Source organism: Enterovibrio sp. FF113, from assembly GCF_041439165.1.
In the GTDB taxonomy this organism is placed as follows: Bacteria; Pseudomonadota; Gammaproteobacteria; order Enterobacterales; family Vibrionaceae; genus Enterovibrio; species Enterovibrio norvegicus_A.
Genome location: NZ_JBGONO010000004.1, coordinates 142,472 through 165,713, shown reverse-complemented (window position 1 = coordinate 165,713; position 23,242 = coordinate 142,472). Strand labels below are relative to the sequence as shown.

The following is a 23,242-nucleotide window of genomic DNA, read 5'->3' as shown; positions in this document are numbered from 1 at the left end:
TCTCCTACACAATGGCCGTTAACGGCGCAAACCCAAAACGAATGTTTATGCATTGCATGGCTTGGCTCGCCGCGCCTTTAAGCAGATTATCGATAGCAGAGGTCAAAATCACGTGCTGCCCTTTCACCGACCAGCCTATATCACAAAAACCTGTGTGTTGAACCGATTGCAATTTCGCGCTTTGGCCAGCACCCAGTGGACGCACCAATGGCATATCTTGATAAGCGCTTTCAAGTGCATCAGACACCGCAGATTCTGTCACATCATCCGCTAGCTTTGCTGTAATGGTTGCGAGAATACCGCGTTTGAAATTACCAAGATGAGGCGTAAATATCACATCACAGCCAAGGTGCGTTGCTATCTCTGGCTGGTGGCGGTGGCTGAATATGCCATAGGCATGTAGGCTAACTTCGCAAAAGCTGTTCGTCATCGATGCTTTACGTCCTGCACCGGAAGCGCCGCTCACTGCATTGATCACTGGCCATTGATTTAGATCCAACAAGCCATTATCAATCAGCGGTTTAAGAGCCAATTGTGATGCCGTTGGGTAACAGCCCGGCACAGCGATGAGATCGGCAGTTGCAATCGCTTCATGGTTCCATTCTGCCAAACCGTAAACGGCTTTATCTAGCCAATCTGAATACTGGTGTTCAAAACCGTAAAAAGTGGTGTAGAAACTATCAGACTGAACGCGAAACGCGCCCGACAAATCAAACACCTTGCAGCCCTGCGCCAAAAACACAGGCGCGATATCGTGGCTGACTTCATGGGCTGTCGCCAGCAACACGACATCTGCTGTTTGCGCCACGCTCTCAACACTGCTGAGCGGCAACAATGGCAAATCAATCAAACCTTTTAATGTGCCATGAAGATCGCTGATCGGCTTACCCGCATCTGTACTGTTTTCAGATACATAAAGACCGGTCAATTCAAGTTGGGGATGGAGGTGAACCATTCTGGTCAGCTCGGCACCGGTATAACCGCTGGCACCGACGATCACTGTCTTTAACATAAAAATCCGTTTTGCTGTCTGGTAATGACTAGATGAAACATTCAGCTCACTCAGCTGCAGGAGGGGCACACGCACCCAACGTTATGATTAACGTCGGCGTCGTCGCTGGAGAAGGGGGGTTGAGAACTTATCCATTTCGTATCGTACCTTTCGCTGCATCCAATGAGCTTTATAATTGTTTATTCATTTAAAATGAATTTATATGTGCTTTTTAGCGTGATAAGTGACTAATGTCAACAGTATACTCAAAATAAAACCGCCAAGATTCTCACTCGCTCACAGATAATGTATCGCGTTCACTTTATTGTAATTTTGTTACAACTCCCAGCGCGCCCAAGTAGTATGGGGATAGACGTGAAAAAGTATCACTTTCAGTACGTATAAGATTGACCTTAGGGCCTCTCATTGGCTAGATTGAGCCATTACGATTGCAATTTGGATGTAACAAAGTTACGAAATGGATGACTTATGAATGACAAGTATGACGCTCTAAAAAGCAACGTCAGTATGCTGGGTCACTTGCTGGGTAATACCATCAAGGGCGCCCACGGCGATGAATTGCTTGCAAAAGTAGAAGAGATTCGACAGCTTTCTAAATCGGCATCAGCTGGAAACAAAGACGATCACGCCAAGCTCATTGACGTATTGCAGAGTCTTCCCAATGACCAATTACTCCCTGTCGCACGCGCATTTAGCCAATTTCTTAACCTCACCAATATTGCAGAGCAATACCACTCTGTTTCCCGCAACTGCGAAGAGCTGATCTGCAGCCCTGATGCTCTGGATGACTTGTTCCAGCGCCTGAAAGGCAACGATGTCTCTAGTATCGATGCAGAAAAAGCCGTTGAGGATTTGAAAATTGAGCTGGTGTTAACCGCACACCCTACAGAGATTGCGCGTCGAACCACCATTCATAAACTCGTTCAGATTAACAAATGCCTGTCGAAGCTAGAGCTTGATGATCTTTCCAGCACCGAGCGCGGTAAAGCAGAATTGCGCCTAGAGCAATTGATCGCGCAAGCTTGGCATTCCGATGTTATTCGTCAGCAACGTCCGACGCCCTTAGATGAAGCGAAATGGGGCTATGCCGTTATTGAAAACAGCCTATGGCAAGCCGTTCCTGAATTCCTGCGTCAGTTTGATCAAAAACTAACACGCCACCTTGGCCATAGCCTTCCAGTTGACGCCGCGCCAATTCAGATTTCAAGCTGGATGGGTGGCGACCGCGACGGTAACCCATTTGTGACGGCGGAAGTGACCCAAGAGGTGCTGCTACTGTCTCGCTGGAAAGCTGCCGACTTGTACCTCGGTGACATTCAGGAGCTCGTCAGCGAGCTGTCGATGACTCGCTGTAATGACATTGTCCGTGCAATGGCGGGCGATGAGCACGAACCGTACCGTGCGATTTTGAAATCCCTGCGCAAAACACTCACCAATACGCTGGAGTGTCTTGATGCACAAATCAAAGGCCAGCATATTGATGAAAAAGATATTCTGACCAACGTTGATCAGCTGTGGACACCGCTACATGCCTGTTACCAATCACTGCATGAGTGCGGTATGGGCATTATCGCTGATGGCTTGTTGCTCGATACGTTGCGTCGTATTCGCTGCTTCGGCGTTAACCTCATCAAACTCGATATCCGTCAAGAAAGTACCCGTCATGCTGACGTGTTGTCTGAAGTGACCCGCTGCCTTGGCATGGGCGACTACAGCCAATGGAGCGAGCAAGACAAACAAGCATTCTTGATCCGAGAACTCAGTTCAAAGCGCCCACTGCTGCCTCGTGACTGGGAGCCATCTGATGACGTACAAGAGGTATTAGATACTTGCCGTATCGTTGCCCAGCAGCCGCGTGAAGCCCTAGGTTCATACGTTATTTCGATGGCACGTACTGCATCGGACGTATTGGCGGTTCATCTTCTGCTTAAAGAAGCAGGTTGTCCGTTCCGCTTGGATGTCTGCCCGCTGTTTGAAACCCTCGAAGATTTGAACAATGCCGAATCAGTGATCAGTCAACTGCTGAACATTGATTGGTATCGCGGCTTTATCCAGAATTTCCAGATGGTCATGATTGGCTACTCGGACTCCGCCAAAGATGCCGGTGTCATGGCCGCAGGTTGGGCGCAGTACAAAGCCATGGAGTCACTGGTTTCGCTGTGTGAAAACGCTGGGGTTGATCTGGTATTGTTCCACGGTCGTGGAGGGTCAATTGGTCGCGGTGGTGCACCTGCACACGCGGCATTATTGTCTCAACCACCACGCAGCCTAAAAGGCGGCCTGCGCGTGACAGAGCAAGGTGAGATGATCCGCTTTAAGTTAGGTCTCCCTGATGTCGCTACCAACAGCTTAAATCTGTATGCCAGTGCCATCCTTGAAGCCAACTTGCTGCCACCTCCGGCACCAAAGCAAGAATGGCGCGATCTGATGGAGACACTGAGTGACGTTTCTTGTGATGCGTACCGCGATGTTGTGCGTGGCAGTAAAGATTTCGTTCCTTACTTCCGCTCAACCACACCAGAGTTAGAGCTTGGCAAGCTGCCATTAGGATCGCGTCCTGCAAAACGTAACCCGAATGGCGGCGTAGAAAGCTTGCGCGCTATCCCGTGGATTTTCGCATGGAGCCAAAACCGCTTACTGCTGCCTGCTTGGTTAGGTGCGGGTCAAGCCATCCAATACTCCATCGATAATGGTCACTTGAAGCAACTCGAAGAGATGTGTCGTGAATGGCCATTCTTCTCAACCCGATTGGGTATGCTCGAAATGGTGTTCACTAAAACCAGTCCATCTATTTCGCAATACTATGACGAGAAGCTAGTTGATGAAGCGTTATGGCCTCTTGGTGAGCAGCTTCGTGAACGCTTAGCGCAAGATATCAAAGCCGTACTGATGGTCGAGAACAGCGATCACTTAATGGAACAAAACCCATGGGGCGCAGAAGCGATTCGTCTGCGTAACATTTACGTCGAGCCACTCAATATGCTTCAGGCTGAACTACTTAGCCGCACGCGCGCTTCAGAGCAAGAAAGCCCTGAGCTCGATGAAGCATTGATGGTAACCATCGCCGGTATTGCAGCAGGTATGCGTAACACCGGATAAGTGAGAAATCGAATCAAAAGTAAGAAAGGCTGCTAAGTTGCAGCCTTTTTTATTTTCAAAAAGGCTTTTTCGATTGTTGTTGGATTGATAATGTTATTAATATGTTTTCATGTCTAGTCTGAGAATTTCTACTGCTCAGACCAAGGCAAAACACCGACGTATAATTAACCGTTTTGATGTCGTGGTGTATCGCCATTTTTCGCCCCGCTACTTTGGGTGTAAATAATGTTGGCCTTTGGCGATACTAAGGACCATTAATGACGAATCGATCCACCCAGTGTTGCGGAAATAAATAATTCGCCATAGAGCGACGTCCCAGGGCTAAGGATCGCCTTTTTAGATTTTGGATAGAAGAGATGTCACTACCGCATGTAATTCTCACGGTGTTGAACCATCGTGATGCAACTGGTTACGATATAACCAAAGAGTTTTCTCACGCCATCGGCCACTTCTGGAAAGCCAGCCATCAGCAGGTTTACCGTGAACTCAACAAACTCGCCGATATGGGCGCAGTAAGTTGTCGGCTCGAACCACAAGACGGCAAACCTGATCGCAAGGTCTACACCATTACCGATATCGGCAGGCAAGGTCTGTACGAGTGGTTTTTGCTTCCTGCAAAACACCCGACTGATCGTGACGAAGTGTCAGCCAAACTGCTGACATGCAGCATATTTGAACCCACTCCGATGATCGAGCATATGCATGCATTGATTGATGAGTCACGTATGCAGCTCAGCCAATATCGTGATTTAGAGCGAAACCAATATTCAGATTCTTCTTTACTGACCCGAGAAGGTCGTTTGGAGCGCCTGACATTGCGTCGCAATATTCTGCGCAAAGAAGCATGGCTGACATGGGCAGATGAAGTGCTGCTAGAACTGGCAGCGATGGAAGCGACAATGGCCAATCAAAAGGCCTTTGCCTCCCGCTAAGCGAATCCGCTAAAACAAAAACCGTCGCAATCGCGACGGTTTTTTTATGTCTATGGCATACACGAGCTCAAATGCTCTGTTATCCCTAAGGTCGCAGTCATATTAAGCGCCCGGACGTACACCCAATGTATGACACATCGCGTAAGTCAGTTCTGCTCGGTTCAAGGTATAGAAGTGAAAATCTTTTACACCCTCACGGCTCAATACACGGACCATGTCGATGGCTTGACTTGCACCCACCATTTGACGAGTGACAGGGTCGTCATCCAATCCCGCAAACTGATTGTGCATCCAGTTTGGAATGCGCACATTGGTCATGTTGGCAAATCTTGCTGCCTGCTTGAAATTCGACACAGGTAAAATGCCTGGGATAATTTCTACATCAATACCCGCCGCCACACAGCGATCGCGGAAGCGTAAATAGCTTTCTACATCGAAAAAGAACTGGGTGATCGCGCGATTCGCCCCGGCATCGACTTTGCGCTTTAAGTTGATCAAATCCGCTTGTGCACTCTTCGCTTCTGGATGAACTTCTGGGTAGGCCGCCACCGAAATATCAAAATCTGCTTCACCTTTTAGCAATTCAACCAAATCTGATGCGTACATTTCAGGCTTCTGCCCTTTCTCAGGCAAATCGCCACGCAGTGCGACGATATGGCGAATACCACTGTTCCAGTAGTCGCGAGCAATGATTTTAAGTTCATCACGCGTGGCATCGATACAGGTCAAATGCGGGGCGGCTTCGATGCCCGTTTCCTGCTTGATGCTTTTTACGATGGAGTGGGTACGATCACGCTCACCAGAGTTTGCACCATAGGTCACAGACATAAACTTAGGCTGAAGGTTTTTCAAACGCTGAACCGATGCCCAAAGCGTCTGCTCCATGGCTTCTGAACTTGGTGGGAAGAATTCAAACGAGACGTTGATATCGCCGTTCAAATCGGAAAGATTCTGATTCAGTGAATCCAGATGGCTAGCGTGTGAGTAACCCATTGTGTCTCCCTACTTCAGTGACAGTTCACTGAAAAAATCCTTGATGACGACATCCGTTTAGCCGTCTATATGTCTAGATATTGAATTGCAAGCAACTCAAAGTCAACTTGCTTATCGTGAAATTTATTCATGATCACTATGCGCTTTGTTCACATAGCAAAAAGCGGAAGTTAACCCTCCGCTTTTTTCACTTTCATTTCTTCTTATTTCAGCAAGGATGCGATGCGATTCAAGTCAGACAACAACGCGCCTGCGGTGACATCTCGCCCTGCGCCTGGGCCGCGAATCACTAATGGGTTTTCACGATACCACTGGCTCTCAATAGCAAAAATGTTGTCACATGGCAGCAAGTTGGCCAATGGGTGATCCTCTGGAAGCACCTCAATACCAACACGTGCTTTGCCATTTCGGGTCAAACGCGCAACATAGCGAAGTACGCCGTTGTCCTTTTTCGCTTCTTCCAGCCATTCTTCTAAGGTGTCATCTAGCAAGGCACTGCCATCAAGGAAGCCATCAAGCGACTGTTGTGCCAATGCATCTGGCACCAGAGATTGCACTTGAACCTGCTCAGGTTCTAATTCAAGACCAGACTCTCGTGCCAGTATCACCAGTTTTCGCATAACATCAGCGCCACTGAGATCTTCACGCGGATCAGGCTCTGTCAGACCCTGCTGCCACGCTTGCTCCAGCAGTTCACTGAATTTAACTTCACCGTTAAATTGCTGGAACAGCCAAGACAAAGTGCCAGAGAAAATCCCCGACAATGCCATGATTTGGTCACCGCTTTCTCGCAAGTCCCGTACGGTATGGTTAACAGGTAAACCCGCCCCTACCGTCGCATTGTAAAGCCAAAAGCGCCCGGTTTTTGCAAAGGCATCTTGTACCTGATAATAAAGCTCGCTACTTGCAGAGCCCGCCACTTTGTTGGCAGAAATAAGGTGATAGCCATGCTCGGCCAAATCGGAATACTGCGACGCCAAGGGTGCACTGGCGGTCACATCCAGCACGACGATGTCGTCATACGGATGATTGAGCAGATTGACCAGCCATTCGCCCATCTCATACGTTTTCGCATTTTCATTAAAATGCTCCATCACCGTATCAGCATCGATGCCATCGAAGTCAACCCATTGCAGATGACTGTCCTGCACCGAGATCAATTCGAAGTTCATGCCATGACGCTTTTCAAGCGCACTTTTTTGTTCTTTAAACAACGACAGCCAACGGCTACCAATATTGCCTTTTCCTAGTAATACAAGGCCAATCCGGCGCTGTGCTTGAAACAATGCACAGTGAATATCGGCCACTAACGCTGCAGTGTTCGTCTTACGCAGCAAAGCCGCGATGCTTAAGCCACTGTTAGATTCACTGATAAATTCAATCGGCTGACCACGCAATTGCTGATAGAAGCCATGACAATGTACCGGGTTACCCGTCACACCAGCACCTACCGCCGCCACTAAACTAAAGCCTTCGCGCAAACGAATGTCAGCCGGAATACCGGCGTCTTGAAGCTGCTCTAACACACTGTTGACGACTTCTGCGGTATAGGCCAATTGAATACGATGTTGATCAGCACTGGCGGAAGAAGCCAGCGGCTGAATTTGATTGCGCGTTAACAGTCGCTCAATGTCTCGTCGTGCGACGCTAAAATCATGGGATCGCGGAATGTCGAGCTGAAGCAAACACACGTCATCAAGTGACGTGATGATTTTCGCGCCTCGACCTGAGGCAAGCACACGCTCGACTCGGGTAGAGCCGGACTCAGGGTCGTAGCTGCAACGCAGGTTCAAATCGATACAGCTTTGTGCCACAGGCTGAAGGGTGCGGGTATGCAGCACAGGCGCGGCAAGACGCGCCAGTTCTGCCGCTTCATCAAGGCGAAGTAAAGGGAGCAAACATGCGTCACCGACAAGGCGAGGGTCTGCACTGAAGACACCAGCGACATCACTCCAAATGGTCACGCGGCTTACGTCAGCCAACGCGCCGATAATCGTGGCGGAGTAATCAGACCCATTGCGGCCAAGCAGCACGGTTTCACCGTCTGCGTTTTGTGCCATAAAACCGGTGATCACAATGCGACGATGAGTGTGCTGCACCAACTGCTCTTTAAGCAGCGGCCAAGAGCTAGCGCGATCCACTTCTGGCTGCGCCGCACGCTCTGCACGTAAGAAACTGCGAGAATCGAGTTTCACGGCAGGCATATCAAGCTGAGTCAGCAATGCAGACAACAAACGGGCTGACCATGCTTCACCAAAACCTTGCGCCCAAGCGCGCTGAGCGACACCTAATGGATTTTCTGCCACCTGTGCCATCGCACTAAAATCTGTGTATAACGCATCGACCAACGCTTGTTTCTGTTCACCTTCGATCAGGTTCTCAATCAAGTCTTGCTGGTATTTACGCAAGCTTTGCAGGGTTTCATGAGCAAGACGCCCATCTTTATCCAGCAAAGACAGCCATTCAATCAGACGGTTGGTGGTTTTACCTGCGGCTGAAACGACAATAATGTCTGTCGCATCACTGTATTGCGCCAGAATTCTCGCCACGCGACGAAAACAGTCTGGATCGGCAAGGCTGCTACCGCCAAATTTATGTAGCTGGCGGGACGGCGACTGCTGAGGGGATACGACTTCAACCGCGCTCATTACTGACTCTCTCTCACTTTATTGAATGCTTGTTTTAGGTCGGCGACCAAATCCGTATGATCCTCCAGACCGATAGATAAACGCAATAGTGTTGCTGCGATACCTGCTTCTGCCTGCGCTTCATCAGACATGGCACGATGCGTCATCGAACCTGGGTGGGTGACTAAGCTTTCTACGCCGCCCAGTGACTCAGCCAAAGAGAATAACTTCAATGAACCCAGGAACAGTTTCAGTTCACTTTCGCCACCTTTTAGCTCAAAGCTCAACATACCGCCGAACCCTTTTTGTTGTTTCTTAGCAATCTCATGTCCCGGATGATCGGGCAATGATGGATGATAAATCACATCCACCAGCGACTCTTGTAGCAAAAATGCCAACACCGCGGCACTGTTTTCTTCATGCTGACGCATTCTCGCGCTCAAGGTGCGAAGACCGCGTAATGTCATGTAGCTGTCAAAGGCATTGCCTGTTGCGCCAATGCAGTTGCCCCACCACTTGAGCTCGTCAGCGAGTGCAGATTCTTTCGCAACCACCACACCACCGACGGTGTCTGAGTGACCGTTGATAAACTTGGTCGTGGAATGCACCACGAAATCAGCGCCAAGGTTCAATGGCTGCTGCAATACCGGAGACAAGAAAGTGTTATCCACTCCGACCCAAGCACCTACCGCGTGGGCTTTTTGGGAAATGTCGGCGATATCAACCACACGCAGTAGCGGGTTTGATGGCGTTTCTATCCAGACGAGCTTTGGCTGTTTAGCCAATGCTGCTTCCAACGCTTCAACATTAGATTGGTCAACAAACTCAATCTTAAACGCCCCTTTTTTGGCGCGCGAATCGAACAAACGGTACGTGCCGCCGTAGCAATCATGAGGTGCGACAATCAAATCATCAGGGCCAAGCAGAGACAGCAGCAAATTAATGGCGGACATACCGCAGTTGGTCACCACCGCGCCTGCGCCGTTTTCAAGCTCGGCCAGTGCCGTTTCCAACAGGTTGCGGGTTGGGTTACCACCACGGGCATAATCGTAGGTTGGGACTGTACCAAACTCAGGGAATTCATAGTTGGTGGATAGGTAAATAGGAGGAACCACAGCATTATGCTGAGAATCTGTGGTGATGCCAGTGCGTACGGCAATCGTGGCTGACTTCTTGTCGCTCATGGTGTCTTTCCCTGTCAAAATGCGATCATAATACAAGCAGATAGGGTTAACCTTAACCACTCAATAGTAAGACGTCAATACCTCTAGACGTCTATATGTCTTTACATATAGCGGTTAATATCGCTAAAATTCGAAATTCATTCAACCTGGACATAATGCTTCCGGTGTTGACAGCGATTTATCAATGAAACTGCTTAGAAGGTGCACGATGGCAGAGTGGAATGGCGAATATATTAACCCTTACGCCGAGCACGGTAAAAAGAAAGAGCAAGTAAAGAAGATCACCGTCTCTATCCCGCTGAAAGTGCTTAAAATCCTGACGGATGAACGTACACGTCGCCAGGTCAATAATTTACGCCACGCCACCAACAGCGAACTGTTGTGTGAAGCCTTTTTGCATGCTTACACCGGCCAACCACTGCCAACAGATGACGATATTCGCAAGGATAAAGCGGATAGCGTTCCGGCAGAAGTGAAGCGCATAATGAAAGAGCTTGGTATCGAGTTTAACGAAGAAGAATATTAATTTCGTCATCGTAATGACAAAAAAACCAGCCGCTTGGCTGGTTTTTTAATGGCTTTTTTTGAGGAAAAAGCACAGAGCGTTTTCTCACCTCGCGGCAGGATCGCTTACCATGTCGTTATCCTCACCTCGCCTTATTTTCCTGTCCGATATTTAGCCGACTTCAGTTACTTATCTAACATGTAGTTTTCAGGCATCTCGATGCGCGCGACGCCTGACTCTAGTGCCGCGACCGCAACGGCTTTGGCTACGCGAGGCAGCAAACGCGGGTCCATCGGTTTAGGGATGATGTAGTCCTTGCTAAAGCTCAGCTTGTCTACACCCGCCGCTTTCAATACTGCCGCAGGCACAGGTTCTTTCGCCAGCGTGCGGATTGCATCCACGGCAGCCAGTTTCATCTCGTCATTAATTCGACTTGCACGCACATCGAGCGCACCGCGGAAAATGAACGGGAAACACAGCACGTTATTCACTTGGTTCGGGTAATCCGAACGACCCGTTCCCATGATCAAATCGTCACGCACTGCATGCGCAAGCTCAGGTTTGATTTCTGGATCAGGGTTTGAACACGCAAACACGATTGGCTTGTCTGCCATCAGTTTCAGCGCGTCTGGCGGTAACAGATCAGGGCCTGATACACCAAGGAAAATATCCGCGCCTTCAATCACATCTTCAAGCGTGCGCTTATCTGTGTTGTTGGCGAACAATTGTTTGTATTCGTTAATGTCATCACGGCGAGTGTGGATCACGCCTTTGCGGTCCAGCATGTAGATTTTCTCACGCTGTGCCCCACATTTAATCAGAAGCTCCATGCATGCAACGGCAGCAGCACCTGCCCCCAAGCACACAATAACTGCTTCACCGATCTCTTTACCCTGAAGCTCCAACGCATTCAGCATACCCGCCGATGTCACGATGGCCGTACCGTGTTGATCATCATGGAATACTGGGACGTTACAACGCTCAATCAGTTGCTTTTCTATCTCGAAGCAATCTGGCGCTTTAATGTCTTCTAGGTTGATACCACCAAAGGTATCCGCGATATTCGCAACGGTATCAACGAACTCTTCAATCGTGCGGTGCTTCACTTCGATATCAATCGAATCAAGACCTGCAAAACGTTTGAACAGAAGCGCTTTGCCTTCCATCACAGGTTTAGACGCTAGAGGGCCTAAGTTGCCCAAACCAAGAATAGCGGTACCGTTTGAAATAACCGCAACCATGTTGCCTTTCGCTGTATATTTATAAACATTATCAGCGTCTTGTGCGATTTCACGAACAGGCTCTGCCACACCAGGGCTGTATGCCAACGCAAGATCTTCAACCGTATCTGCTGGTTTGGTAAGTTCTACCGAGATTTTGCCAGGGACTGGATAGGCATGATAATCCAGCGCCTGTTGGCGTTTGTCTTCAGACATTTCTGTTTTCCTGACTTTATTAGTTATTGGCTGATTAATCTTGTTGCCAACCGAGCCCACAAGCATAGGTAAAGGTGAACAACAAGGTGCGGAATACGTTTTATATGTCGAGATGACCTTGTCACCTTAGTGCCAAGTATTTCTCACGCCAAAACGCGATCCGTCTATCCCAAGTAATTGATATAGCAATAAAGCACATTGCACGTTCCCTTATCTTGAGTGTAGTGAATTTTACAATAGATAAGTGTGCGCAGTGTCTATGACGCTACGAGGTCAATGACATCAGATATAATAGGAATTATTTAAATGTTAACGCAGCGAGGGTAGCGAGGCTATCGGTTCGCTTAGATAAACTGTCATAGTCTACCTGTATTGAACCGTGGAAAAGGTCTTACAAGCTGTAACGGCAATAAAAAAAGGGTGCTTTCGCACCCTTTTTTTTGAGTCTGCAATATTACTTGCTACCCAATGCACCGAAACGCTTGTTAAAGCGGTCAACGCGGCCACCGGTGTCAACTACACGTTGCTTACCAGTGTAGAATGGGTGGCATTTGTCACATACGTCCAGGTTAATATCTTTACCTAGAGTAGTGTTGAATTCAAAAGTGTTGCCGCATGAACATTTTGCAGTTACTGCAGCGTATTCTGGATGGATACCAGCTTTCATAGGGATAACCTCTAATATAGGCCGTGTCGCTCTCCCGAGCCTATCGGGCACCACACGTCGTTAACAAACATTTTGTAAGGCGCGAAATTCTAATCAAGGAGACCTTTGATAGCAACTTTTTTGTTCAATTCATTTGAAAGTTATGCTGAGACGCTTTCGTCACGCGGCTCAAAAGAAAGTGATACGCCCCTTTGCGCCCCTCTTTACCCTAGGTACACTGTCGCGATGATTTGTCTATTTACCTAAGACGCTAGCACCTCATGATCCCAACAATCGCTCAAGTGGCATTACCTGTCCCTTTGCACAAGACGTTTGATTACCTCATTGGCAATGATATGCCAGTTGTAGGTGGACGCGTTCGCGTGCCATTTGGCAAGCAATACAAAATCGGAATTGTGACGGCCCTTGCTGATCAATCTGCTTTTCCTTTAACGCAACTTAAACCTATTAATGCCGTATTAGATGACGCCCCCCTTTGGGCTCCGGCTTTATATAAGCTATTAAATTGGGCGAGTCGCTACTATCAATATCCATTAGGTGACGCGCTAGCTACCGTCATGCCCGGCAGCCTAAGAAAAGGTAAACCTGCGCATCGCGAGCGTGAGCGTGTATGGCAGCTAACAGAAGCAGGAAAAGATCAACCCATCACGGCATTGACCCGTGCACCCAAGCAAGCACGGATCCTGACGATGTTGCGCAGTGGCGCTATGGCACACAGCGATTTACTTGATAGTGATCTGACTGCCGCTGTGATCAAAACCGCTGAGGAAAAAGGCTGGATCAACATCGTACAGAATGTGCGTGCCAAACCTTGGATGCCAAACTATCGGGTCGTCGAAGACAAACCCACCCCCAATCACGAGCAGGCCTTAGCGGTTGCGACCATCAATGCCAGTCCTGAATTTGGCTGTTACTTAATTGAAGGGGTGACTGGCTCAGGTAAAACGGAGGTCTACCTCAATGCACTCGAACCCGTTCTGGCTCGTGGTCAGCAAGCGCTGATTTTAGTGCCCGAAATTGGTTTGACGCCGCAGACAATTAATCGCTTCAAACGTCGCTTTAATGTGCCTGTCGAGGTGATGCATTCCGGTTTAAATGACACCGAACGACTCAATGCTTGGCTCGCCGCCCGAGACAACGAAGCGGCTATCATCATTGGCACTCGCTCTGCCTTGTTTGCGCCGTTCAAATCACTCGGCATCATCATTGTGGATGAAGAACACGACGCCTCTTATAAACAGCAGGACTCTTTTCGCTATCACGCACGTGATCTCGCCGTTATGCGCGGTCATGAAGAAAACGTGCCTGTAATACTTGGCTCTGCCACGCCCTGCTTAGAAAGCCTACACAATGCCAAAACGGGCAAATACCATCACCTTACCTTGTCTATTCGAGCAGGTAACGCCATCAAAGCCAAACATGGTGTGCTCGATATTCGCGGTTTGTACTTAGAAGCTGGTTTATCTGCGCCCTTAATTGCTGAGATGCGAAAACACCTTTCTGATGGCAATCAGGTCATGTTGTTTTTAAACCGACGCGGCTACGCTCCGGCTCTCATGTGTCACGAATGTGGTTGGTTGGCAGAGTGTAAGCGCTGCGATGCCTATTACACTTTGCACCAGCAAAGCAATGAACTGCGCTGTCACCATTGTGGCACTCAGCGCCCAATTCCCCATCAATGTGGTCAATGTGGCTCGACGCAGCTTATCGGTGTCGGGGTCGGTACAGAGCAACTAGAAGCGCAACTGGCGACGCTATTCCCAGAGTTCAAAACGATTCGTATTGATCGCGACAATACCCGTCGAAAAGGATCACTAGAGGCCTACTTGGATGCCATACACAACAAAGAGTATCAAATTCTGATTGGCACCCAAATGCTGGCAAAAGGCCACCATTTTCCTGATGTGACCTTGGTGGCACTGGTGGATGTCGACAGCGCCCTGTTCAGCAATGACTTTCGCGCCCCTGAGCGATTAGCTCAATTGTTTGTGCAAGTCGCCGGACGCGCAGGTCGCGCCAGTAAGCCAGGGTTTGTCTTGCTGCAAACTCACCACCCTGAACATGCTTTGTTGCAATCACTCATTCACAAAGGCTACGACTGCTTTGCCTCGGAAGCGCTGATTGAACGTCAGCAAGCCAACCTGCCGCCGTACAGTTTCTTCGCCCTGTTTCGCTCTGAAGCCAACCACAGCGAACAAGTTGAACAATTTCTTCAGCAAGTGCGAACCATCCTGGATGCGTCTCCCGTTCCTGATGACGACTGCGCCGTCATGGGGCCGGCTCCAGCGCCATTGCCACGACGAGCAGGTCGTTACCGTTGGCAATTAATTTTTCAAGCACCTAACCGCCGGATGTTACAACAAAGATTGTCAGCCGCTTTGCCAGCAATACGCCAACTGCCTTTGTCGAAGAAAGTGCGTTGGTCGCTGGATATCGAACCCCAAGACATGAGCTGAACAAATTTCATTCGCTTAAGCCGACCAAGATCACAATATTCTTGTAATAACTGTTAACATGACCATGTTTAATACACCGCCATCAGATTAAGATATGGTCTGTTAACAAATAAAGTCTTATTGCTGAAGTTCCCTAACGGGATGCATTGCCACATATAACGAGCAAGAGGAATAGCACTATGGCGACAATGAAGGATGTTGCCCATCTGGCTGGCGTCTCTACGGCGACAGTTTCGCGTGCGTTGATGAACCCGGAGAAGGTATCAGCGTCGACCCGCAAGAAAGTCGAGCAGGCGGTGATGGAAGCGGGCTATAGCCCTAACTCGCTCGCAAGAAATTTACGTCGCAATGAATCGAAAACCATTGTGGCTATTGTTCCAGATATTTGTGATCCCTATTTCACGGAGATCATTCGCGGCATCGAAGAAGCGGCTATGGAGCACGGTTATTTAGTGCTACTTGGCGACAGCGGACAGCAAGCAAGTCGTGAAAGCTCATTTGTGAATTTGGTGTTTACTAAACAAGCTGACGGCATGCTTCTTTTAGGTACCGATCTTCCTTTTGACGTCAGCAAACCGGAGCAAAAGAACCTACCCCCTCTCGTGATGGCCTGTGAATACGCGCCAGAGCTAGAGTTGCCGACGGTGCACATTGATAACCTAACCGCAGCGTTTGAAGCAGTCAATTACCTGACTCAAGTCGGTCATAAGCAGATCGCACAGATCACAGGTGATCCTAGCGCTGCACTGACACAATTTCGCGTTCAGGGCTATCAACAAGCCCTGCGTCGCGGCGGCGTGACGGTGAATCCGGCTTATACGGTTGCGGGGGATTTCACTTTCGCAGCGGGTGCGCGCGCAATGACCACTTTGTTGTCACTGCCCACACCACCTACAGCGGTATTCTGCCACTCTGATGTCATGGCCATTGGTGCACTTCAACAAGCGAAGCGACTGGGCTTTCGTGTCCCACACGACATCTCTATCGTTGGTTTTGATGACATTCAGTTTGCTGAGTATTGTGACCCAGCTCTGACCACTGTCTCACAACCTCGCTATGACATTGGTCGTCAGGCTATGCTCATGTTGTTGAAGATACTGAAAGGCAATGATGTGCAGGCAGGTTCACGTTTGCTCGATGCACAATTGGTGATCAGGGAGAGTGTGGCACCGCCATCACGTTAAACTGACAAGCTAGGTACTGGCGCGCTTTCGAGCAAGCCAGTACCATATAGCCCCAACTCGCAGAAAAAGATACCCGAATCAGTGGCAACCCGAGATTATGTCAAACGCGGAAAAGCACCGCGTAAACCCACCCGAAATGCCAAGAAGCCACCGCCTAAACAGGGTTTCCCGTTTAAATGGGCGTTGATCGCATTGGCGTTGGTGGCCGGCTTTGGCTATGGTCTCTACTTCCTCACCACCAGCGAACCGCCAGCCCAATCTGAGCCGCCCAAAACGGTGACTAAGCCAGCAACCAAACCATCAAAGCCTCAGAAAAAAGAGGAAAAAGTCATGCCTCCTAAGCCCGAGGAACAATGGAGCTACATTGAAGAGCTGGAAAATAAACAAGTTCAGGTCGAGGCCAATGAGCAGGAAGTGTCGAGTCGTCCTTATCTAATGCAGTGTGGTGCATACCGAAGCGCCAGTCAGGCGGACGAACGCAAAGCCATGATTGCCTTCCAAGGCTTAGAAAGTCATATCAAAGCCAGCCAAGGCGAAAAAGGCATTTGGTATCGCGTCGTCATGGGGCCTTATCCGCTTAAGCGTGAAGCAGAACGTGACCGAAACTTGCTACGCCGTGCAGGTATTGAACCTTGCGCCATCTGGTACTGGAACTGATTTACCTTTCCTCACAAAGAAAATAAGGGCAAAGCCGGACATCTCACGGCTTTACCCTTGAATTTACGTTTTCCCATCCCCACCTTTGCTTTTAACAACCCATACTGGTTTCAGCCATAACGCTCAACCAGAGAGCAAAGAAGAGGTTCTTCCGTGACGACTATCGTTTCTGTTCGCCGCAACGGCAAAGTAGTAATCGCCGGTGATGGCCAAGTGTCACTGGGTAATACCGTAATGAAAGGCAATGCCCGCAAAGTACGCCGCCTATACAACAACCAAGTATTAGCAGGTTTCGCTGGCGGCACCGCAGATGCCTTCACCCTATTCGAACGTTTTGAGCGTAAGCTTGAAATGCACCAAGGTCATTTGACCAAAGCCGCGGTTGAACTCGCTAAAGATTGGCGAACCGATCGTGCACTGCGCAAGCTAGAAGCCCTACTTTGTGTGGCTGATGAAACCGCTTCTCTCATCATTACCGGTAACGGTGATGTGGTTCAGCCAGAGCACGATATGATTGCGATTGGCTCAGGCGGTAACTTTGCGCAAGCTGCTGCTATTGCACTGCTTGAAAACACCGAGTTAGACGCACGCGAAATCGCGGAAAAGTCACTTACTATCGCTGGCGACATCTGTGTCTTCACCAACCAGCACCACACCATCGAAGAACTAGATTACTAAGGCAGGATCCCCAGCATGTCTGAAATGACCCCACGCGAAATCGTCTCTGAACTCGACAATCACATTGTCGGTCAGCACAAAGCCAAACGTGCCGTTGCCATTGCACTCCGTAACCGCTGGCGTCGCATGCAGCTTGATGAAGATCTGCGCGCAGAAGTCACGCCAAAAAATATCTTAATGATTGGCCCAACGGGTGTCGGTAAAACCGAAATTGCACGTCGTCTGGCCAAGCTCGCGAACGCGCCTTTCATTAAGGTTGAAGCCACCAAGTTCACTGAAGTGGGTTACGTCGGCAAAGAAGTGGAAACGATCATACGCGATCTGACTGATGTCGCGATCAAGATGACCCACCAGCAAGCGATGGAAAAAGTAAAATACCGTGCGGAAGAGTTAGCAGAAGAGCGCATTCTCGATGTGCTTTTACCTCCTGCACGTGATGCTTGGGGCCAATCTGAAGAGCCAAAAGCAGATTCAAACACACGCCAAAGCTTCCGCAAGAAAATCCGCGAAGGCAAGTTAGACGACAAAGAAATCGAAATCGATCTGGCTACCCCGCAAATGAGCATGGAAATCATGGCACCTCCTGGCATGGAAGAAATGACCGGCCAGTTGCAAAGCATGTTCCAAAACCTCGGTGGTGGTAACACAGCGAAAAAGCGCAAAATGAAACTGAAAGATGCGCTAAAAGCGGCAGCTGAAGAAGAAGCGGCGAAGCTTGTTAATCAAGAAGAACTGAAAGAGCAAGCGATCAGCGCAGCAGAAAATAACGGGATCGTCTTCATTGATGAAATCGACAAAATCTGTAAACGCGGCGAAAGCTCAGGCCCGGATGTCTCCCGTGAAGGTGTTCAGCGCGACCTCCTTCCTTTGGTAGAAGGCAGCACGGTATCAACCAAACACGGTATGGTGAAAACTGACCATATTCTGTTTATTGCTTCTGGCGCATTCCAAGTGGCTAGCCCGTCAGATTTGATCCCAGAACTGCAAGGTCGCCTGCCAATTCGCGTTGAACTGGAAGCGCTGACAGCGTCTGATTTCAAGCGCATTCTGACTGAGCCAAACGCATCACTGACCGAGCAATATTCGGCACTGATGGGCACAGAGCAAGTGAACTTGTCTTTCACCGAAGACGGCATTGAAGAAATTGCGAACGCAGCATGGCGCGTCAACGAAAGAACCGAAAATATCGGTGCACGTCGCCTTCATACTGTGATGGAGCGTCTGGTGGATGAGATCTCTTATGATGCCAGCGAGCGTGGTGGCGAATCCTATGTGATTAACGCTGAATACGTTCGCAATTGCCTCGAAGAGCTGATTGATGACGAAGATCTAAGCCGCTTCATTCTGTAACTCAGCAGAAGCGTATTACAAAACGGGCAGCCTCAGGCTGCCCGTTTTTTATTGTGTCTTTGCTCGTCGTTCTACATACGCATTTAATACCAAACCAAGTTAATCCCGTACTTGCATTGCCCAATGAGATAAAAAAACCAATAATGAAGCCAGTTTTCCCACACGCTTTCTTTGGTTATGTCTTCATCCACACTTAAAACTTGGCTAGATGCCGCGCGCCCCAAAACGCTACCACTCGCTGTTGCGTGCATATTGTGTGGCAGCGCCGTTGCAGCGCAAACCGCAACTTTTTCGATCTCTTTGACCTTGCTCGCCTTGATCACGGCCCTGCTATTGCAGATTCTGTCTAACCTCGCCAACGACTACGGCGATGCCGTAAAAGGCACCGATAACGAGGCGCGCCTCGGTCCCAAGCGTGCCATACAGCAAGGGCTAGTAACGCCACACACAATGAAAAAAGCCATGGCACTCAATGTGTGTCTGATCATTGGCGTAGGCGCTGCTTTGGTCTTAAGTGCGTTCGATAACGCCACCGACATCGTCAGCTTCATGGGATTGGGCATACTCGCCATCCTTGCTGCCATTTGCTACACCGTGGGCAACAAACCTTATGGCTATCAAGGTCTCGGCGATCTGTCAGTATTAATTTTCTTCGGCTGGCTTGGCGTCGCAGGCACCTACTATCTGCAAGCCGGTACACTCGATTCGGTCATACTCTTGCCGGCCACTGCGTGTGGTTTGCTCGCTGTTGGTGTGCTCAACATTAATAACTTGCGTGATATTGATAACGACAGCGTCTGCGGCAAATACACACTGGTGGTTCGCATGGGACCGAAATGGGGACGCGCCTATCACCAAGTGCTGTTAATCGCAGCTTTCACTTGCTTTGCCCTATTTGCATTACTCGAGAAAAGTGGCATAACAGGATGGTTATTTTTGCTTTCTCTGCCGCTAGCCATCAAACATGGGCGAGCAGTCTGGCTGTCGAAAGATGGTGAGTCATTGCGTCCCATGATGGGTGACATGGTGAAAGTCGCTCTCTTGACCAACGTGCTGTTTGCGGCTGGCATCCTACTTCACTAATACACGGGGATGAAGGCAAGATGATTTGTGTTGTCAGTCATTGCAATGCCCAATCTTGTCGTTATACTTTTTCGCATAGGGTGGCTTCTGACATCCCTCGGAACGCCACAAATTTGCCAATTCGGCACCGTTAAGCCCAAAGAAGAAGTCTGATTATGGAATACAATACCTCAGAGTTATGCGACACATACTTGGAGCAGGTTGATGTACTGGAACCTATGATGAGCTCTTACGGTGGTCGTAGTTCATTCGGTGGTCAAATCACAATCATCAAGTGCTTTGAAAACAACAGCCTGATCCGTGAAATGGCGGAACAAAATGGTACCGGTCAAGTGATGCTAATCGACGGGGGTGGTTCACTACGCCGTGCACTCATTGACGCTGAGATTGCGACAACAGCAGCAGAAAATGGCTGGGAAGGTTTGGTGGTCTATGGTTGTGTTCGCGATGTCGATTCGCTAGATGAAATTGATATCGGCATTCAAGCCTTAGCGTCATTCCCCGTTGGAGCAGAAAGCTCAGAAACTGGAATGGGCGTGGGTGAAGCAGATGTCCCTGTTAACTTTGGTGGTGTAACATTTATTCCTGAAGATCATCTGTACGCCGACAACACGGGCGTTATACTGTCTCAAGAAGCAATCGATATCGAATAGTGAGATCCATTGGCGTCACCATTGCGGCGCCAACAAATCTTCACAACAGCTCTTTGCAACAATCTCTCCAATAGCGTTTACCACAGAGCGTTACAGCAAAGCTGCCTCATAGAAAAACAGAGCCCATCGGCTCTGTTTTATTATTCTACTTCTTCAATCTTACCAAGCAGGTTGCGAATGCGGGTCTGCCATGCGTCCTGATCGGCACGAAGGCGGGCATTTTCCTGCTCCAGTGCGTCACGGTTTTCACGCACAGAATCTGACTCACGACCAAGGGTTTCGTTTTGTTCTTTTAGCTCTTCAAGTTCCATCTGAAGTAGAGAAATGGTATCTACTGCCATTTGAACTTTGGCTTCAAGCTGCTCTAAAATTTCCAATGACATCAAGGCCACCTATGTTTTCCAACGTCTAAGCGCAAATGCGCAATCTTCGTCAAGGCTTGCCCTATAAGGCTTTTCTACCTTGCACGTCCCAGAAAACCTATTCTAACGGGGCATGACGTCAGTCGCACCTGTCTAATCCACTTTTGGATCACAAGCGAACAAAAAAGCATCAATTGTGCCCTTTTCACTGCCTTCTTTGGCCTTCTTCAGCCTTCGCTTTTGACTTCCCCATCAGTAAATGACTAAAAATGCGACATCTTTCAATTTTTATTCACTGACCACATGGTACGTTAATAAAGATCGTATCTCTCTTGGAGCAATCCAAGACTTGCCGATATCGGCTAGGCTGGCACATTCGTTGTCAGCCTTTTCTTTTTCTCCTCATTTATCTCCCCATATATTCGAATACTCACATACTCTGCAAAATGAGACGCTCAATGTTCGATTTCGAGCAGATAATGAACAAATAATGAGCGAACGCACATTTTTCCACGTCAACACTTCACGAAAGTCGTTTCGTCACTAAAGTAGGCAACGTGTCAGTGATGTGAAGGTTTGCCCTTATGCACCGCCATTCAACAATAAAAACGACACAGCATGAAACCTAGTGTCGGCCAAGTCGCACTATGCTTTTACAAGGAACGAAAGAGGACACACCATGAGCACCGAGCAAAAATACGTTGTCGCGTTAGATCAGGGAACCACCAGCTCCCGAGCCGTTATCCTTGACCACGATGCCAATATTGTCACGGTCGCCCAGCGCGAATTCCCCCAGATTTACCCTCAATCAGGCTGGGTTGAGCACGACCCACTCGAGATATATGCCAGCCAAAGTTCGACCTTGATAGAAGCATTGGGAAAAGCAGGCATTCGCTCAGATCAAGTGGCAGCAATTGGCATCACCAATCAACGTGAAACGACCGTGGTTTGGAACCGTCATACGGGAAAACCCATTTACAACGCCATTGTTTGGCAATGCCGTCGCACCGCGCCTATTTGCGAGCAATTGAAATCTGATGGCTACGAAAAATACGTCAAAGAAAATACTGGCTTGGTGATTGACCCGTATTTCTCTGGCACCAAAGTAAAATGGATTCTCGATCATGTTGAAGGTGCACATGAACTTGCTGAAAAAGGCGACCTGCTGTTCGGCACTATCGATACTTGGCTCATCTGGAAGATGACGCAGGGACGTGTTCACGTTACCGATTACACCAATGCTAGCCGTACCATGCTATTTAACATCAATACCCTTGAATGGGATGACTCCATGCTCAAAGCGCTTGGTATCCCTTCGTGCATGATGCCAGAGGTGAAATCCTCGTCTACGGTATACGGCGAAACCAATATTGGGGGTAAAGGCGGTACGCGGATCCCAATTGCAGGCATTGCAGGCGATCAGCAAGCCGCGCTGTTTGGCCAAATGTGCGTCGAAGCCGGCCAAGCCAAAAACACCTATGGCACAGGCTGCTTTTTGTTGATGAACACAGGCAAAGAAAAAGTGTCATCCCAAAACGGCTTGCTGACCACGTTGGCGTGCGGCCCTAAAGGCGAAGTAGCATACGCACTCGAAGGCGCGGTGTTTATGGGCGGTGCATCGATTCAATGGCTGCGCGATGAGATGCATCTGATCAAAGATGCCAAGGACTCTGAGTACTTCGCTACCAAGGTGGATACCAGCAACGGCGTGTATGTCGTGCCCGCTTTCACTGGCCTTGGCGCGCCCCATTGGGACCCTTATGCGCGCGGCACCATCGTCGGCATCACGCGCGGCGTCAATGCCAACCATATTATCCGCGCGACGCTCGAAGGTATCGCCTATCAATCGCTGGATGTGATTACTGCAATGCAAGCAGACTCGGGCATCAAACTCGACTTTCTCAAAGTCGATGGTGGTGCCGTTGCCAATAACTTTTTGATGCAATTCCAGTCTGATGTACTCAACACCGAAGTGCATCGCCCCAAGGTGACCGAGGTGACCGCATTGGGCTCGGCCTATTTGGCGGGACTCGCCGTCGGTTTCTGGAGCAGTATTGATGAGCTCAAGAACAAAGCGGAAATCGACCGATGCTTTAGCCCAAGTGCTGATGATGGCAAACGTAACCGTCGTCACGTGGGTTGGCAACGCGCTATTGAGTGTTCAAAGGGGTGGCATGTCGACTGACCTTAAAACCTGCTTAATGTACTGACCATTATTGAAAAAGGGGTAAGCCCCTTTTTTTTTCGTCTCAAAAACGCAAACGTTTCCTATTTGCTTATGGTAAAATCCGCGCCGAGTTTTTTCGCTATCAGACACTGATTTTGGTAGCTTTTGATGCCACAAAATAATGACACTGGAGATCG

General features: G+C 49.1%; 18 protein-coding genes. 11 read left to right on the top strand and 7 right to left on the bottom strand.

The features are described from left to right. Positions 1-4: 4 nt before the first annotated feature. Positions 5-1,012 carry an N-acetyl-gamma-glutamyl-phosphate reductase gene (argC, locus tag ACED36_RS04735; protein ID WP_016961952.1) on the bottom strand — a complete coding sequence of 336 codons (1,008 nt, stop codon included), beginning with the start codon at positions 1,010-1,012 and terminating at the stop codon, positions 5-7. A gap of 468 nt (positions 1,013-1,480) precedes the next feature. Between argC and ppc the strand changes: the two genes are divergently transcribed. After that, positions 1,481-4,111, top strand: coding sequence for a phosphoenolpyruvate carboxylase (gene ppc / locus ACED36_RS04730; RefSeq protein ID WP_016961951.1), 2,631 nt, complete (start codon positions 1,481-1,483; stop codon positions 4,109-4,111). A gap of 356 nt (positions 4,112-4,467) precedes the next feature. Then, positions 4,468-5,043, top strand: a complete 576-nt coding sequence (locus ACED36_RS04725) for a PadR family transcriptional regulator (protein ID WP_016961950.1) — start codon at positions 4,468-4,470, stop codon at positions 5,041-5,043. 102 nt (positions 5,044-5,145) lie between these two features. Here ACED36_RS04725 and metF read toward each other — a convergent pair whose 3' ends face one another. From metF to ACED36_RS04710, 3 genes are all read right to left on the bottom strand, one after another. After that, complete coding sequence (gene metF / locus ACED36_RS04720) at positions 5,146-6,036, bottom strand: methylenetetrahydrofolate reductase (RefSeq protein ID WP_016961949.1); 891 nt, start codon at positions 6,034-6,036, stop codon at positions 5,146-5,148. Positions 6,037-6,239: 203 nt separating this feature from the next. Further along, positions 6,240-8,684 (bottom strand): bifunctional aspartate kinase/homoserine dehydrogenase II, encoded by a 2,445-nt coding sequence (locus ACED36_RS04715; protein WP_016961948.1) that lies wholly within the window; start codon positions 8,682-8,684, stop codon positions 6,240-6,242. Beyond that, a complete protein-coding gene (locus ACED36_RS04710) occupies positions 8,684-9,847 on the bottom strand; it encodes an O-succinylhomoserine (thiol)-lyase (RefSeq protein WP_016961947.1) in 1,164 nt (387 codons plus the stop codon). Before ACED36_RS04710 ends, ACED36_RS04715 begins: the two co-directional genes overlap by 1 nt. A gap of 208 nt (positions 9,848-10,055) precedes the next feature. Here ACED36_RS04710 and metJ point away from each other — a divergent pair, with 208 nt between their 5' ends. Further along, positions 10,056-10,373 carry a met regulon transcriptional regulator MetJ gene (gene metJ / locus ACED36_RS04705; protein ID WP_016961946.1) on the top strand — a complete coding sequence of 106 codons (318 nt, stop codon included), beginning with the start codon at positions 10,056-10,058 and terminating at the stop codon, positions 10,371-10,373. Between the two features lie 164 nt (positions 10,374-10,537). Here the strand turns inward: metJ and ACED36_RS04700 are convergent, their stop codons facing one another. After that, entirely contained in the window at positions 10,538-11,788 is a 1,251-nt protein-coding gene (locus ACED36_RS04700; RefSeq protein WP_016961945.1) for a malic enzyme-like NAD(P)-binding protein, read from the bottom strand. A gap of 454 nt (positions 11,789-12,242) precedes the next feature. Next, on the bottom strand, positions 12,243-12,455 hold the full coding sequence (gene rpmE / locus ACED36_RS04695; RefSeq protein WP_016961944.1) for a 50S ribosomal protein L31: 213 nt from the start codon (positions 12,453-12,455) through the stop codon (positions 12,243-12,245). A gap of 260 nt (positions 12,456-12,715) precedes the next feature. Between rpmE and priA the strand changes: the two genes are divergently transcribed. The 7 genes from priA to rraA all read left to right on the top strand — a co-directional run bounded on the left by priA (position 12,716) and on the right by rraA (position 20,516). Continuing rightward, on the top strand, positions 12,716-14,911 hold the full coding sequence (priA, locus tag ACED36_RS04690; RefSeq protein ID WP_016961943.1) for a primosomal protein N': 2,196 nt from the start codon (positions 12,716-12,718) through the stop codon (positions 14,909-14,911). A gap of 155 nt (positions 14,912-15,066) precedes the next feature. Continuing rightward, positions 15,067-16,095 (top strand): DNA-binding transcriptional regulator CytR, encoded by a 1,029-nt coding sequence (gene cytR, locus ACED36_RS04685; protein ID WP_277814484.1) that lies wholly within the window; start codon positions 15,067-15,069, stop codon positions 16,093-16,095. Positions 16,096-16,176: 81 nt separating this feature from the next. After that, positions 16,177-16,752 carry an SPOR domain-containing protein gene (locus ACED36_RS04680; protein ID WP_371732861.1) on the top strand — a complete coding sequence of 192 codons (576 nt, stop codon included), beginning with the start codon at positions 16,177-16,179 and terminating at the stop codon, positions 16,750-16,752. Positions 16,753-16,905: 153 nt separating this feature from the next. Then, the gene (gene hslV / locus ACED36_RS04675) at positions 16,906-17,430 is read left to right on the top strand and encodes an ATP-dependent protease subunit HslV (RefSeq protein WP_016961940.1); all 525 of its coding nucleotides are present in this window, start codon (positions 16,906-16,908) and stop codon (positions 17,428-17,430) included. Positions 17,431-17,445: 15 nt separating this feature from the next. Continuing rightward, entirely contained in the window at positions 17,446-18,780 is a 1,335-nt protein-coding gene (gene hslU / locus ACED36_RS04670; protein WP_016961939.1) for an HslU--HslV peptidase ATPase subunit, read from the top strand. A 177-nt stretch (positions 18,781-18,957) separates the two neighbouring features. Further along, entirely contained in the window at positions 18,958-19,863 is a 906-nt protein-coding gene (locus ACED36_RS04665) for a 1,4-dihydroxy-2-naphthoate polyprenyltransferase (protein ID WP_016961938.1), read from the top strand. Between the two features lie 155 nt (positions 19,864-20,018). Continuing rightward, entirely contained in the window at positions 20,019-20,516 is a 498-nt protein-coding gene (gene rraA / locus ACED36_RS04660) for a ribonuclease E activity regulator RraA (protein ID WP_016961937.1), read from the top strand. 140 nt (positions 20,517-20,656) lie between these two features. Here rraA and zapB read toward each other — a convergent pair whose 3' ends face one another. Then, a complete protein-coding gene (gene zapB, locus ACED36_RS04655) occupies positions 20,657-20,899 on the bottom strand; it encodes a cell division protein ZapB (RefSeq protein ID WP_016961936.1) in 243 nt (80 codons plus the stop codon). 658 nt (positions 20,900-21,557) lie between these two features. On the opposite strand from zapB, the gene glpK reads away from it, so the two are divergent. Beyond that, complete coding sequence (glpK, locus tag ACED36_RS04650) at positions 21,558-23,063, top strand: glycerol kinase GlpK (protein WP_016961935.1); 1,506 nt, start codon at positions 21,558-21,560, stop codon at positions 23,061-23,063. Positions 23,064-23,242 lie beyond the last annotated feature (179 nt).